At 72.0% G+C, this 14,216-nt stretch carries 13 protein-coding genes; 5 read left to right on the plus strand and 8 right to left on the minus strand.

The genetic code is table 11. The annotated features are described in order from the left end of the window. Positions 1–235: 235 nt before the first annotated feature. A complete protein-coding gene (locus tag ACIQRL_RS05860) occupies positions 236–1,051 on the minus strand; it encodes a TetR/AcrR family transcriptional regulator (protein ID WP_401327459.1) in 816 nt (271 codons plus the stop codon). A 151-nt stretch (positions 1,052–1,202) separates the two neighbouring features. Between ACIQRL_RS05860 and ACIQRL_RS05865 the strand changes: the two genes are divergently transcribed. Beyond that, positions 1,203–3,431, plus strand: coding sequence for an MMPL family transporter (locus tag ACIQRL_RS05865; protein ID WP_401327461.1), 2,229 nt, complete (start codon positions 1,203–1,205; stop codon positions 3,429–3,431). Here ACIQRL_RS05865 and ACIQRL_RS05870 read toward each other — a convergent pair. Beyond that, positions 3,414–3,839 carry an ATP-binding protein gene (locus tag ACIQRL_RS05870; protein ID WP_401327463.1) on the minus strand — a complete coding sequence of 142 codons (426 nt, stop codon included), beginning with the start codon at positions 3,837–3,839 and terminating at the stop codon, positions 3,414–3,416. The genes ACIQRL_RS05865 and ACIQRL_RS05870 overlap by 18 nt on opposite strands. 236 nt (positions 3,840–4,075) lie before the next feature. On the opposite strand from ACIQRL_RS05870, the gene ACIQRL_RS05875 reads away from it, so the two are divergent. Further along, on the plus strand, positions 4,076–4,957 hold the full coding sequence (locus ACIQRL_RS05875) for a Scr1 family TA system antitoxin-like transcriptional regulator (RefSeq protein ID WP_401327466.1): 882 nt from the start codon (positions 4,076–4,078) through the stop codon (positions 4,955–4,957). 12 nt (positions 4,958–4,969) lie between these two features. Then, positions 4,970–5,173, plus strand: a complete 204-nt coding sequence (locus ACIQRL_RS05880) for a DUF397 domain-containing protein (protein WP_401327468.1) — start codon at positions 4,970–4,972, stop codon at positions 5,171–5,173. A gap of 147 nt (positions 5,174–5,320) precedes the next feature. Here ACIQRL_RS05880 and ACIQRL_RS05885 read toward each other — a convergent pair whose 3' ends face one another. From ACIQRL_RS05885 to ACIQRL_RS05895, 3 genes are all read right to left on the minus strand, one after another. Then, positions 5,321–6,805 (minus strand): cellulose binding domain-containing protein, encoded by a 1,485-nt coding sequence (locus ACIQRL_RS05885; RefSeq protein ID WP_401327471.1) that lies wholly within the window; start codon positions 6,803–6,805, stop codon positions 5,321–5,323. A gap of 206 nt (positions 6,806–7,011) precedes the next feature. Further along, positions 7,012–8,388, minus strand: coding sequence for a sensor histidine kinase (locus ACIQRL_RS05890; protein WP_401327474.1), 1,377 nt, complete (start codon positions 8,386–8,388; stop codon positions 7,012–7,014). Next, the gene (locus ACIQRL_RS05895; RefSeq protein WP_401327477.1) at positions 8,385–9,089 is read right to left on the minus strand and encodes a response regulator transcription factor; all 705 of its coding nucleotides are present in this window, start codon (positions 9,087–9,089) and stop codon (positions 8,385–8,387) included. The genes ACIQRL_RS05890 and ACIQRL_RS05895 overlap by 4 nt, the downstream gene beginning before the upstream one ends. 156 nt (positions 9,090–9,245) lie before the next feature. On the opposite strand from ACIQRL_RS05895, the gene ACIQRL_RS05900 reads away from it, so the two are divergent. Next, positions 9,246–9,788, plus strand: a complete 543-nt coding sequence (locus tag ACIQRL_RS05900) for a hypothetical protein (RefSeq protein ID WP_401327480.1) — start codon at positions 9,246–9,248, stop codon at positions 9,786–9,788. Between the two features lie 29 nt (positions 9,789–9,817). Here ACIQRL_RS05900 and ACIQRL_RS05905 read toward each other — a convergent pair whose 3' ends face one another. Further along, positions 9,818–10,723 (minus strand): spermidine synthase, encoded by a 906-nt coding sequence (locus ACIQRL_RS05905; RefSeq protein WP_401327483.1) that lies wholly within the window; start codon positions 10,721–10,723, stop codon positions 9,818–9,820. 430 nt (positions 10,724–11,153) lie between these two features. Beyond that, complete coding sequence (locus ACIQRL_RS05910; protein ID WP_401327486.1) at positions 11,154–11,591, minus strand: hypothetical protein; 438 nt, start codon at positions 11,589–11,591, stop codon at positions 11,154–11,156. A gap of 299 nt (positions 11,592–11,890) precedes the next feature. Here ACIQRL_RS05910 and ACIQRL_RS05915 point away from each other — a divergent pair, with 299 nt between their 5' ends. Continuing rightward, positions 11,891–13,447 carry a hypothetical protein gene (locus ACIQRL_RS05915; RefSeq protein ID WP_401327489.1) on the plus strand — a complete coding sequence of 519 codons (1,557 nt, stop codon included), beginning with the start codon at positions 11,891–11,893 and terminating at the stop codon, positions 13,445–13,447. A 19-nt stretch (positions 13,448–13,466) separates the two neighbouring features. Here the strand turns inward: ACIQRL_RS05915 and ACIQRL_RS05920 are convergent, their stop codons facing one another. Continuing rightward, positions 13,467–14,063 (minus strand): histidine phosphatase family protein, encoded by a 597-nt coding sequence (locus ACIQRL_RS05920; RefSeq protein ID WP_401327492.1) that lies wholly within the window; start codon positions 14,061–14,063, stop codon positions 13,467–13,469. Positions 14,064–14,216: the final 153 nt, after the last annotated feature.

Raw genomic sequence — 14,216 nt, forward strand, 5'->3', positions numbered from 1 at the left:
GCTGTCGACGGTCGCAGCCGTCCGCGACAACGTCCTGTCACCTTTTCCTGGTGAGCCGCGTCACACATCTGTCGCAGCGCCTGTCATCCCACCCGGCCCTGCTGTCCGCGTGGTCGCGCATCGCACCCGGCAAGCGGCGGCGCTCAGCCGGACGGCCGGCGGCGCTCAGCCGCGGGTCACGACCACAGGTCACGGCCACAGGTCTCAACTGCCGGTCACACCCACGGGGCAGGTCCTAGCGGATGAGCCCCGCGACGATCGTGGTCAGGGTCCGTTCCACCACCGCGTCGCGCTGGTCCGGGGGCAGGAGGGCCAGCGGGCCGTCGAGGATGAGCAGGGACAGGCCGTGCACGGTCGCCCAGGCGGCCGCCTCGGCGGCGGGGCGGTTCTCCGAACGCATCCGGCCCGTCGCGACCAGCGCGTCGAGGGTGTCGGAGAGTTCCCTGAACGCGGCGAACTCGGCGCCCGTGTCCGGCACTTCGATCCCGGTGAAGTCGTGTTCCGCCGCCGCCTCGGTGCGGCAGAAGGCACTGCGGTAGAGGCCGGGGTGCTCGATCGCGAAGCGGACGTAGCCGCGCCCGACGGCCTCGGTCCTGCGCACCGCCGCCTCGCCCGGGTCGTCGCACGCGGGCAGGGCGCGTACGGCCTCTTTCATCGAGGCGGCGAGGGCCTGCTGACCGTGGGTCTTCACTTCCTCCAGCAGTTCCCCCTGGCCCTGGAAGTGCCGGTAGGCGGCGGTGGGCGACACCCCGACACTGCGGGCGGCCTCCCGCAGCACGACCCGCTCCGGGCCGCCCTCCGCGGCGAGTTCGACCGCGGCCTCGATCAGGGCGTTGCGGAGGTCGCCGTGGTGGTAGCGCGACCTGCCGCCACCGGACCGCGTACGGGCACCCACCTTCCCCCGGTCGTCGGCACCAGGGCCGGACTCCATCCCCGGGGTGCCCTCTCCACCCGTACGGGAGCCGCCGTCGGCCCCCGCGCCGGAGCCGGTGCCGCCCTCGGCCCTCGCGTCACCGCCGGTGTCCGTCCTGCCGCCCGGGATCGATTCCATGACTCCATCCTGCCCGAATCGACGGTTCCGCCCGCACCCCCGTTCCGGTCCTCCGGCCTACCCGTCCTTGCCCCTCCCCTTCAAAGTTGACGCCGTTAACATCCTATGCCATCGTCGATGTTAACGGCGTAAACATACGGAGGCGATCACCGTGTTCGACCGCATCGCACAACTGGCCCTCCATCGGAGCCGGCTTCTGCTCGCCCTCGCCGCGGTGGCCGTGGTCGCCATGGCGGCCGTCGGACTCGGGGCGTTCGGCAAGCTCCAGAGCGGCGGCTTCGAGGATCCGAGCGCGCCCTCGGCCCGTGCGCAGGCTCTCATCGACCAGAAGTTCGGCGGCGAGAGCAACCTCGTCCTGCTCGCCAGGGCCGACCACGGCGGGGCCGTCGGCTCCCCCGCCGCCGACCGCGCCGGGCGCGACCTGACCTCCCGGCTCAAGAACGAGCCCGCCCTGTCGAACGTGATCTCGTACTGGGACACCGACGCCTCCGCGCTGACCTCCCGGGACGGCAAACAGGCCCTCGTACTGGCCCACGTCAAGGGCGACGACACCCAGCGGGGCGACAACGCCTCGGCGGTCATCGGCCGGTACACCGGCGACCGGAACGGGCTGACCGTGCGGGCAGGCGGCGAGGCCGCGGTCGGCGACGAGGTGCCCACCCAGGTCGCCAAGGACCTCGCGGTGGCCGAGGCCATCGCCGTACCGCTGATCCTCGTTCTCCTGGTGATCGCCTTCGGCAGCTTCGTCGCGGCGCTGCTGCCCCTGGTCATCGGGCTGATCGCGATCGTCGGCACCTTCGCCGAGCTCTACGTACTGGGCAGCCTCACGAACGTGTCGGTGTTCTCGATCAACCTCACCACCGCGCTGGGCCTGGGTCTCGGCATCGACTACGCGCTGCTCATGATCAGCCGGTTCCGCGAACACCTCGCGGAGGGCGCCCAGGTCCCGGACGCCCTGAGGCACACGGTCCGCACCGCGGGACGGACCATCACCTTCTCCGCCGCGACCGTCGCCGCCGCACTCGCCGCGCTGCTGGTCTTCCCGCAGTTCTTCCTCCGCTCCTTCGCCTACGCGGGCATCGGCGTGGTGGCCATCGCCGCCCTGAGCGCGCTGCTGGTCATGCCGGCCCTGCTCGCCCTGCTGGGCCACCGCGTCAACAAGGGCCGGCTGCCCGGGGCGCAGACGGTCCGCAGCGCCGAGGCCCCGCTCTGGGCCAGGCTGTCCCGCACGGTGATGCGCAGGCCCGCCCTGACCGCGCTCCCGGTCCTGGCCGTCCTGCTGCTCGCGGCCTCCCCGCTGCTCGGCGTCGTCTTCGGCACACCCGACGAACGAGTCCTGCCCGAGAGCGCGCAGAGCCGGCAGGTCGCCACCGCCGTCCAGCACGACTTCACCGGCAGCGACGAGTCGGCGGTGCAGATCGTGACGACGGGGCCGGTGTCACCGGGCGCGCTGAGCACGTACGCGATCACGCTGTCGCGGCTCGACGGCGCGGCCCGCGTCGAGACCTCCGCCGGCACCTACACCGACGGCCGTTCCGGTCCGCCCGGACCGGCCGCCGCCTCGCTCGGCCGCCCCGACGCCCAGCGGATCAGCGTCGTCACGGGCCTCACACCGAAGTCGGACCAGGCCCAGGGACTGGTCAAGGCCGTACGGGCGGTCGACTCGCCCGGCGGGACCGAGGCCCTGGTCGGCGGCACGGACGCCCGGCTGGTCGACTCCAAGTCCTCGATCGCGGACCGGCTCCCGGCCGCCATCGGCCTGGTGGCCGGCAGCACCTTCCTGATCCTGTTCCTCTTCACCGGCAGCGTGGTCCAGCCCCTGCGGGCCCTGGTCCTGAACGCCGTCAGCCTCACCGCGGCCATCGGCGTCATGGTGTGGATCTTCCAGGACGGTCATCTGTCCTCTCTGCTCGGCTTCACACCGCAGCCGATGGACACCTCGATGACCGTGCTGATGTTCTGCATCGCCTTCGGTCTGTCCATGGACTACGAGGTGTTCGTGACCAGCCGTATCAAGGAACTCCACGACGCGGGCGCCGACACCGAGACCGCGGTCACCAGCGGGCTCTCGCACACCGGACGGATCGTGACCATGGCCGCCGGGCTGCTCGCGGTCAGCTTCTTCGCCTTCGGCACGGCGCACGTCAGCTTCATCCAGATGTTCGGCCTCGGCAGCGGTCTGGCGATCCTGATCGACGCGGTGGCCGTACGCGGAGTGCTCGTCCCGGCCGCCATGCGGCTGCTGGGCCCCGCGGCCTGGTACGCGCCGCAGCCCCTGCGCGCGCTGCACGGACGGCTCGGCCTCAGCGAGGGTTCGTCCCCGTCGGACGCCTCCGCCGCCTCCGCCGCCTCCTCCGGGCGGTCACCCGCGAAGGTCTGACCGTCCCAGCTCGAACCAGGTCGCCTTGCCCCGCCCCGGCCCGTGTCCGCACACGCCCCAGGCGTCGGCACCCCTGGAGATCAGCTGTATCCCCCGGCCTCCCTCCTCATCGGGGCCGGGGGTACGGCAGTCGGGACGGCCCGGGGCCTCGTCGTGCACGAGGACACGCAGGCGGCGGGGGCCCGCCCAGCCGGCGTGCAGCGTGACGGGAGCCGAACAGCCCTGACCGGTACAGGCGTTGACGGCATTGGTGACCGCCTCGGAGGTCAGCAGCACCGCGATGTCCGTGAGTTCTGGCCGGTGGGACGCGGCGAGCAGGGTACGGACGGCCTCCCGGGCGGTGCGCACCCAGACGGGCAGCGGCGGAAAGACGAGGGAGACGTCGGTGGGGCGTGGGGGGTCCTCCATCGGAGGGTGCTCCTTCACGTTGCGCGCGACCGTGGTGACCAGGTCCGGGGGCCTCAACTCCGTTGAGGGTGGGGGTACTTCCGCGGGCGCGGGGCGGATGGATCGCTTCGACGGTAGGGAAATGTTTCCCTTGGGATAAGCATTTCCCGTTGATGTCACCTAAGTGGGTGACGTGCCGACAGGCCGCTGACTCGGAGGACTCGGGATCGGCAGACTGCTCGACCAGGAGGTCGGACATGGCACCCAGAAGCAACCCGAGCGAGCGCCAGCGCAGGCTCGGTGCGGAGTTGCGCAAACTACGCGTCCGCGCCGGGCTCTCGGGCGAACGCGCGGCCGCCATCCTCGCCGCCGACCGCGCTCGCGTCAGCAACATCGAGACCGGACGCATCGACGTCTCGCGCAACCGCCTGCACAAGGTGCTCCAGGAGTACGGCTGTCCGCCCGGACCCTACTTCGACGGGCTGATGGCGATGGCCCAGGAGAACGGCAAGGGGTGGTGGGACGCCTTCAACGACACCATCGGGCCCGCGGCGCGGGACCTGGCGGAACTGGAATCCCGGTCCACGGTGCTGCGGACGCACGAGCCGCTCGTGATCCCGGGGATGCTCCAGACCGAGGAGTACGCCCGTGCGGTGCTGGAAGCCACCGAGGGGGACCCTCAACGAGCCGTCCGCTACGCCGAGTTCCGCCTGACCCGGCAACGCGTGCTCACCGGCGGCTCAGCGGTGACATATCGCGCCGTCATCCACGAGGCCGCGCTGCACACCCATGTGGGCGGAGCCGCGGTCATGCGTCGGCAACTGCTGCGACTGATGGAGATCTCGCGACTGCCCAACGTGGTCGTACAGGTGTACCCGTTCGAGGCCGGGATCTACTCGGCACACACCCAGTCGTTCGTCCTCTACGGAAGTTCCGCACCCGAACTGGACACGGTCTACCTGGAGCACCCGACGAACTCACTCTTCCTGCGGGATGTGGAACACCTCGATGAGTACGCGAAAATGTTCGAACGACTGTCAGAGCTGGCACTGGCGCCGGTCGACCCCGAGTCGGCACCGGAGTCGCACGCGTCACGTGACTCACTGAGCCTGATCCAGCACGTCATGTACGCCCTGTGAAAGGAACCCGCGATGTCCCGACCCAGTTGGCAGAAGTCCTCGTTCAGCACGGGCGGCGAAGGCAACTGCGTGGAACTGGCGACAGCCGCGACCGGTCACATCCACCTCCGGGAGAGCGATCGGCCCGGCGACATCGCCACCTCGACGCCCCGCGCGCTGGCGAACCTGCTCCTCGTGCTCAAGGGCGACTCCTGGGGGCCGGATCGGAGTCGGTGAGACGGGCAAAGGGCCTGGGCCGTGTCCGGAAGATCACCGGATACGGCCCAGGCCCTTGGTGCGGTCCGGCTACGACGCCCCGGCCGGGTGGGGGGTGGAGAAGCCCGGCCGGGGCGCGCAACCCCCGTTTCACAGTGGCCGGTTGGGTTACTTCAGCGCGGCGAACGCGGTCGAGAAGGCGCCGTCGCTCTGGACGATGGAGCTGCACACCGCGTCCGCGGTGTTCTTGGCACCGCCGGCGCACTGCTTGTCACGGGCGGCGGACCACATCGACAGCCAGCCGATGCCCTTGGACTGAGCGAAGGTCACGAGCTGCGAGGCGTCGTCGACCTTGAAGATCTCCGAGGACACGTCGTTGACGCCGATCATCGGGGTGATGGCGACGGTCTTCCACGCGGCGCTGTCGGAGAGGCCGAGGACGCTCTTGATCTGCGCCTGCGTGGCCGTGGCGGCCTGCTGGGCGAGGTCTCCCATGTCACCGCTGAACGCGGGGCCGTAGTCCATCGCCATGATGTTCACGGTGCTGATCTTCACGCCGTTGGACTTGGCGTCGGAGAGCAGGTTCACGCCGTCCTGGGTGAGGCCCTGCGGCATGACCGGCAGGGTGAGGGAGACGTCCAGGCCCGGGTGCTGCTGCTGGAGCTTGACGATGGCCTTCGCGCGGTTCGTGTTCGCGGTCGCGTTGGGCAGCGCGCCGCCCTCGACGTCGAAGTCGACCTTCGTGAGCTTGTAGGCGTCCACGGCCTTGCCGTAGGCAGCCGCCAGCGTGTCGGCCGAGGAGCAGGTCGTGGCGAGCTCCGAGCCGGACGCTCCGCCGAAGGAGACCCGCACGTCGCCGCCCTTGGCGCGCAGCGCGCCGATCTGCGCCGCCACCGCGTCACTGGCGAGGTCGCTCACGCCGCCCCACTTCGGCGTGCAGCCGCCGCCGTCGGTGATGAAGGCGAGGTTGTAGTTCTTCACGCCGGTGGTGTCGGCCGCCTTGACCAGGTCGAAGGCGGGGAAGAGGGAGGTGTCGACGTAGGGCGCGAAGCCCGCGGACGTCGTGGTGCCGCCGCCCGAGGTCTGCGTGGGGGACGGGGTCGCCGTGGCGGTCGCGGTGGCGGTCGGCTTCGGAGTCGCGGTCTGTGTCGCGCTCGCGGTCGGGGTGGGGGTGGCCGTCGGGGTCGCGGTCTGCGTCGGGCGGCCGCTCGGCTCGGGCGTCGCGCCGTCCACCGAGCACTTGGTGCCGTCGATGACACAGCCGGTCGGGTTGGCGGTGCCGTTCACGACGAAGCCGACGGTGACGGACTCGCCGGCCGCCAGACCGTCCTTGTCCCAGGACGGCGGCGTCACGGTGACGTGCTGCCCGCTCACCGACGAGGTCGCGTCCCACAGCGAGCTGAGCTTGGAGCCCGAGGGCAGGTCGAACTCCAGCTTCCAGTCCGGCTTCGCCTGGTTCGTGTCGTTGGAGACGACGTACTGCGCGGTGTACCCCGTGGACCACTCGCTGGTCCTGGTGTACGCGGCGCCGACGCTGGACGCGTTCGCGATGCCGGTGAACAGGAGAGCGCCACCGCCGGCCACGGCCGCCGCGACGATGCCGCCTATCGCCTTGTTCCTGCCACTGACCTTGCGCCGGTGCGTGCTGCTCATCGCGTGTGCCTGCCTTCGCGGAATCACGGGGGGGGTTCACTGGGGACGTCCCAGGAGGTGCGGGCATCACGCTAGCGATCCGGAATCGGTCAAACCGCTTGATCTGGACGGCGGTTGAGGATCTTAGGGTCCGCTTAAGGAAGGCATCGGGAGCCGTTAAAGGTCGAGACCAATGTGGGCGGTTTGGCGCGTCGCACAGCCTTCTCTCAGCGCACGCCCGCGCCGCGCCTGCGGCGCCGTACGCTGCCCCGGTGCCCGCTCCGGACGGGTGCCCTTCCGTCGAGCTGGATCCAGATGCGCACCTCGGTTCCGCCCAGCACGGAGGAACCGATCCGTACGTCCCCGCCCGTCGACTCCGCGAGCCGTCGCACGATGTCGAGGCCGAGGCCCGTCGAGCCGTCGTTGCCCGAGCCCCGGCCGCGCGCCATCGCCGCCACCGGATCCGCTATTCCCGCGCCCGCGTCCGACACCAGCACGATCACGGCGTCCTCGGCGTTGTGCACGTCCACCGCGAAGGCGGTGCCCTCGGGGGTGTGGCGGAAGACGTTGCCGAGAAGGGCGTCGAGCGCGGCGGCGAGATCGGCGCGGGCCACGGGTATGCGCACCGGCCGGTCCACACCGGCCACCCGCACCTTGCGGCCCTCGTCCTCGGCGAGCGCCGACCAGAAGTCCATGCGTTCCCGGACGACTTCGGACGCGTCGCACCCGGCGCCGACACCGATCGCCGCGGTCTGCGGCTTGGCCTCCCGGGCCGTGCGGATGATCGTGTCGACCTCGCGTTCCAGTTGCGCGACGGCGGCCCGGGTCTGCTCGGCGGCCGGCCCGTCGCCGAGCGAGGCGGTGTTGAGGCGGAGCACGGTCAGCGGTGTACGCAGCCGGTGCGAGAGGTCGGCGGCGAGTTCTCTTTCGTTGGCGAGCAGTTGGACGACCTGGTCGGCCATGGAGTTGAAGGCGACGGCGGCCAGCCGCAGTTCGGTCGGCCCCTCCTCGGGCACGCGGGAGCCCAGCTTCCCCTCGCCCAGTTCGTGCGCGCTCTCGGCGAGGTGCTGCGCGGGCTGCACCATCCGCACGCCCAGCCGGTCGGCGACCGCGACGGAGCCGATGACGAGGGCGACGCCGACCCCGGCGAGAACCGCCCAGGCCGTACCGACGCCGTTGCTGACCTCGGCCTCGGGGACGTACACCTCGATGACCGCGATCTCGCCGGAGCTGAGCGCGATGGGCTGGAGCAGCGCGGAGCCGCCGGGCACCTCCGCGGTGGAGGCGCGGCCCAGCCGCCGGGTCATGGCGATGTCCTTGCCCGCGGCGCGCTGCTTGCCGATCTCGACCGCCGGCTTGCCGTCGGCCGCGGGGATGTGCACGCCTATCCCCGCGTCCGAGCCGGCCGAGGCGACGACCCGCTCCAGCTCGTCCCGTTCGGTGGTGATGGAGAGCGCGGGCGCGATGGCCGCGGCCTGCCGCTCGGCGTTCGAGAACGCCCGGTCCCGCGCCATCTCCTTGATCACCAGGCCGAGCGGGACCGCGAAGGCGACCACGACCATCGTCGTCACCGCCACGCACACCTTGACCAGTGCCCACCTCATAGCGGCCGCTCCGCTCTCGGCGGCTCCAGCTTCACGCCGACGCCCCGCAGCGTGTGCAGATAGCGCGGACGCGCCGCCGTCTCCCCCAACTTCCTTCGCAGCCACGACAGATGGACGTCGATGGTCTGGTCGTCGCCGTAGGCCTGCTGCCACACCTCGGCGAGCAGTTCCTTGCGCGGCACGACGACGCCGGGGCGCCCGGCGAGGAAGGCGAGCAGGTCGAACTCGCGCCGGGTGAGGTCGAGTCGTACGCCGTCCAGCTCCGCCTGGCGGCGCAGCGGGTCGATGGCGAGCCCGCCGACGCGGATGACCGTCGACACGGGCGCGTCGCCCGCGGTGGTGCGCGAACGGCGCAGCACCGCGGCCATCCGCGCCGACAGGTGCTCGACCGAGAACGGCTTGGTCAGATAGTCGTCCGCGCCGGCGTTCAGCAGGCGGACGATCTCCGTCTCGTCGTCCCGCGCGGTGGCGATGATCACAGGGACATCGGTGATTCCGCGCAGCATCTTCAGTGCCTCGGACCCGTCGAGATCGGGCAGTCCGAGGTCGAGGATCACGACGTCGAAGGAGAAATGGGCGACCTCGCGCAGCGCCTCCAGGGCGGTGCCGACGCTGCGCACGATGTGCGCGGCCTCGGTCAGATGCCGGATGAGGGCCGAGCGTACGAACTGGTCGTCCTCGACAACGAGCACACTTGCCATGGGCGGCACCGTACGCCATCCGGGTGCGGCCGTACGGCGCCTGTGGACAACCCTGGTCGGGCACCTGTGGACAATCCCGGCCCGCCCTGCGGGGACATTCCGGATCTTGGCGGGGCCGTGAGACACCCGTGGTGCTCGTGGTGCAGTATGGCCGGGATGCGCAGAGGACTCGTACACGTACTCGCGTGGTTGCTCGCCACGGGCGCGGCGGTCACGCTGTCGTGGTGGGGTGTCCACACCGTCATGACGGGGACGGCCTACGACCCGCCGCGGGCCCTGCCCATCACGGTGGCCGGCGCGACGGCGCCGGAGACGCGGCCGTTGGCGTCCTCCACACAGCGCCCCGAGCCGTCCCGGAGCGCGCCGAACAGGCCCTCACCGAGCGCGAAGCCGAGCACGGCACCTTCGAAGTCCGCGCCCGCGAGCAGCAGTCCGACGTCGGCCTCCCCGGCCCCGTCCTCCGCGCCGACGCCCTCCGGGCAGGTCAAGAGCTACGACTCCGACGGCGGCCGGGTGGTCTTCGACATCGCCGCCACGTACGGGACGCTGGTGTCCGCGACCCCGAACACCGGATGGTCCATGCAGGTATGGAAGACGGACACCTATATCCGCGTGGAGTTCACCTCGGGCGCCGACCGGGTGTCGGTGTTCTGCGACTGGCACGACGGGCCGCCGCACGTCGACATCGGGACGTACTGAGCCGCTGTCCAGGGCGTGTTGAGGCCGGGTCAGCGGAACACGGACGGCGGCGGCGCGGGTGACGCGACCGCGACCGCGTCCGTGACCGGTGCGGCGCCGCCCGTGAAGTCCAGGAGTTCCCTGCCGTGTTCGACCCGGGCGGGGTGCGGGTCGGAGGCGGCGCGGCGGGTCAGTTCGGTGATCGGCAGCGGGCGGCCCGAGGCGACGAGGACGGCGTTCCCGAAGCGTTTGCCGCGCAGCACCGTCGGGTCGGCGACCAGGGCGAGTTCGGGGAAGACGGAGGCCACGGTGGCGATCTGGCCGCGGAGGTGGGCGAGCGGGGGCCCGTCGGCGAGGTTCGCGGCGTAGACCCCGGAGTCCTTCACCGTCCGGCGGACCTCCGTGACGAACTCGACGGACGTCAGATGTGCCGGCGTGCGCGCGCCGCTGAAGACGTCCGCGATGACCAGGTCGGCCCAGCCGTCGGGCACTTTCGCGAGACCTTCCCGGGCGTCCGTGGAGCGCACCCTGATGCGGGCGTTCGGATCCAACGGGAGCTCGCGGCGGACCAGTTGGACGAGGGCCGCGTCGCGTTCGACGACCTGCTGGGTGGACCGGGGGCGGGTCGCGGCCGTGTAGCGGGCCAGACCGAGGGCGCCGCCGCCGAGGTGCACGACCTGCACGGGCTTGCCGGGCGGGGCGATCAGGTCGATGACATGGCCGAGGCGGCGCTGGTACTCGAAGCTCAGGTAGGCGGGGTCGTCGAGGTCGACGTGGGACTGCGGGGCGCCGTCGATGAGCAGGGTCCAGGCGCGTGCCCGGTCGCGGTCGGGCAGCAGCTCGGCGAGCCCGCCGTCGACGGCCTCCACGACCGCCTCGGCCGCCGCCTGCCCACGTCGCCCGCCCCGCCCCGTGTCGCGGCCCTCGTCCGCCCGCTGATTCCTCGCCCTTGCCATCCCGCCATTATCGGGGCGCGACGGCGGCTCGGCCCAGCGACCGGTCACCGGGGTGGCCGGCCGGGCGCCCGGCAGGACTCACGAGGGCCGACAGCGGGGTGCCCTGACAGGCGCCGGGAGGACTCATGGGTGCCGACCGCGGGCTGCCCCGACAGCCGTCGCCAGGACTCACGGACGCCGCCACCGGGCAGCCCGGACAGGGCAAACAGCAGGACTCACCGGCGCCACCGCCGGGACCTTCTCTCCGCCACCCACGGGCATCGGGAAGCGGCGTTTGCAGGACCCACGAACAGCGCGACCGGGACGCGCTCCCGCCGGCCACGGGCGTCGAAGAGCAGCAGTCGCGGGGCTCGCGGGCGCCGCGACCGGGACCGCTCCCGCCGCCCGCGGGCATCGGGAGGCGGCGGTCACCGGTCGCGGCCCGGCGGCCTCACCGGCAGCCGTCCGCCGCCTCGATCAGCCGCGCGGCCTCGCCGAGCGCGGCCCGCAGCATCGCCGGGTCGGTCGCGAGGTCCGCCTCGCCGGGCGGGAGCAGCCAGTCCGAGCCCTCGACCGGGGGCTCGGGCGCCGGCCGCAGGCCGCGGCCGTTGGTCTGCGTACAGGTGCTGCCGGGCACGTCCCAGGCGTCCGCGGTGCCCGGTGGCACCAGGAAGCCGAGGGTGTCGCAGCCGCCGTCGTGCAGGACGGGCCCTACGAGGTCGGCCGCACCGCGGCGCAGGATGTCGACCGCCTCAAGACCCTGCCGTGCCGGCACGGTCACCAGGTCGCATGCGGCGGCCGACCGCAGCGGAACGCCGTACTCCGGGGACGGCCCGTGCTGCGCGGTCGACGGCGGCGTACGGAACTCGGTGCTCTGCGTGATCTGCATCCCGGCCTCCAACGGAACCCCTCCTCATGACGAGTGGGTCGGGAGTTCGGGCGGCTCCCGGTCCACCCGGTTCAACGCGCCAGGACGTCAACGGCTACGGCGAAACTCCGCCATAAAGGATGGCAGTTCATGGCAGATCGTGGATGAGATATCCGGTTTGTAGCTAAACCCAGCGTGGCGGCGTTGTCACAGCAGGTACGTTCTTGCCCCGCCGGAAGCAGGGCACCTACTGGGCACAACCCGGTCAACCCAGCCCGAAATCCGGCTTGGTTCGACGGTTCGCAAGAGAGGGCCCGGCCATGGCGTCGTCAACGGTGACCTCGTCCCCGTCCCCCCGGCCACCCCGGCCGAATCTCGCCTTCCGGCGGTTGCGCGGCCAGCGCTCCCCGGGCGAGTTCGCCGCGGCGGTGCGGAGGGCCGCGCGCGAGATCGGCGAGCGGGTCAGCTGCGACGCGCGCTACATCGGGCGCGTCGAGGCGGGTGAGATCCGCTGTCCCAACTACGCGTACGAGCGGGTGTTCCTGCACATGTTCCCCGGCCGCACGCTGACCGACCTCGGTTTCACCCCCCGCTCCTGGGTACGCGGACGCGGGGCGCGCGACACGGACGACACACCCCTCGCGCACTCCACGGACCCTTCACACGCCCCGTATGAGACGGACGGGGCGCACGAGACGTATGAGACGCCGGGCGCACACCGCTCCCGGGCCCTGTACCCCCCGCACACCGCGCACGACCCGTACAGCCCGCATGATCCGCACGACTTGCATGATCCGTACGACCCGCACCATGCGTGCGACCCGTACGACCCGTACGAGAAAAGCGATCAGAACCACGAGGAGAGCGACGTGCAGCGTCGCGCATTCATGACACGAGGCACCGCCACCGTGGCGGCGGCCTCACTGGGCCCCTTCGGCGGCGGTGCCGCGGCGGCCGGACGGCACGTCCACCGGGCGGGCACGTCCGAGGCGGGCGCCCTCGAGGAGGCCGTCCGCAAGATCCGGCTGCTCGACGACCGGCACGGGGCCGACGGCCTCTACCGACGCGCCGCGGCTCCCCTGCGCACGGCGTACGCGCTGCTGGACGCGGGCACCACGCGGCAGACCACCGCCGACCGGCTGTACTCCGGCGCGGGCGAACTGGCCATCTCGGTGGGCTGGTTGGCCCACGACTCAGGGCGCTTCGACGACGCGCGCTCGCACTACGCGGAGGCCCTAGCGACCGCCCGGATGGCCGGCGACCCGGGTCTTGAGGCCCATGCCTTCTGCAACACCGCGTTCCTCGCGCGCGACGCGGGGCGCCCGCGCGAGGCCGTCCGCGCGGCCCAGGCGGCCCAGCGCGCCGCACGCCCCCTGGGCTCCCCCCGCCTGCTCTCCCTGCTCGCGCTGCGCGAGGCGGGCGGCTGGGCCGGGCTCGCCGACCGCAGGGGATGCGAGCAGGCGATGGCGCGCGCCCAGGCCCTCTACGAGCGCGGCCCCTCGGAGACCGACCCCGAGTGGATGACCTTCTACGGAGAGGCCGAACTGGAGGGGCTCGAAGCGCAGTGCTGGTCGACGCTGGGCGACTGGACGCGGGCGGCCCGCCACGCACGCCGCGCGGCCCACCTCCAGGACCCGCACTTCACCCGCAACATCGCCCTCTACACCGCGGAACTCGCCGACGACCTGGCCCGTGGCGGCCGCCCCGACGAGGCCGCCCTCGCCGGTCTGCGCGTCCTGGACCTGCTGAACGAGGTCCAGTCCTCCCGCATCCAGACCATGCTGGCGGGAACGGCCCGCGTGCTGCTCCCGCACCGCAGGGCCTCGGGCGTCTCCGCGTTCCTCGACCGCCACGCGAGCCTGCCGCGCACGGCGTGAGCGCCGCTCCGGGCTCCGGTCAGGCGCTCAGGTGTCCGCAGTCGTTCCACACCTCGACGGCGGGCTCCCCGTAGGCCCAGCCGAGCACCGACAGCGAGGTCGGGTTGAGGCGGATGCGGGCCGCGAAGTCCAGCGGAAGGCCCAGCCAGCGGGCGCCTATGGAACGCAGGATGTGGCCATGGGCGAAGACCAGCACATCGCGGTCCTCGGAGCGGGCCCATGAGACGACCTCGTCCGCGCGCGCGGAGACCTGCTCCAGCGTCTCCCCCTCGGGAACGCCGTCGCGCCAGATGAACCAGCCCGGACGGATGCCCTGGATCTCCGCCGGGGTCATGCCCTCGTAGGCGCCGTAGTCCCACTCCATGAGCGCGTCCCAGGTGCTCGCGCGCTCCCCGAAACCGGCGAGTTCACACGTCCCGTGCGCGCGCGACAGCGGGCTGGTGCGCACCTCCACCCCGGGAAGCCCGTCGAAGGGCGCCCGGTGCAGCCGCTCGCCCAGCAGCTTGGCGCCGCGTCGTCCCTCTTCCAGGAGCGGGATGTCGGTCCTGCCGGTGTGCTTTCCGGACAGCGACCATTCGGTCTGTCCGTGCCGGGCCAGCAGGATGCGCGGTGCCATGGAGAAGAGCCTTTCCGGGACGGGCCGCACGAATGAGAGATGGCTCACTCGACGACGGCTTGAGGAGTGGGTGATTCCATCATCGCTCACCTCAGTTCAGGGCAACCCGGGGGGCGATCTCCGCGTCTTTGAGATCCGGGGCGCCCCTTCGGG

It is taken from the genome of Streptomyces sp. NPDC091209, assembly GCF_044757755.1.
Lineage (GTDB): Bacteria > Actinomycetota > Actinomycetes > Streptomycetales > Streptomycetaceae > Streptomyces.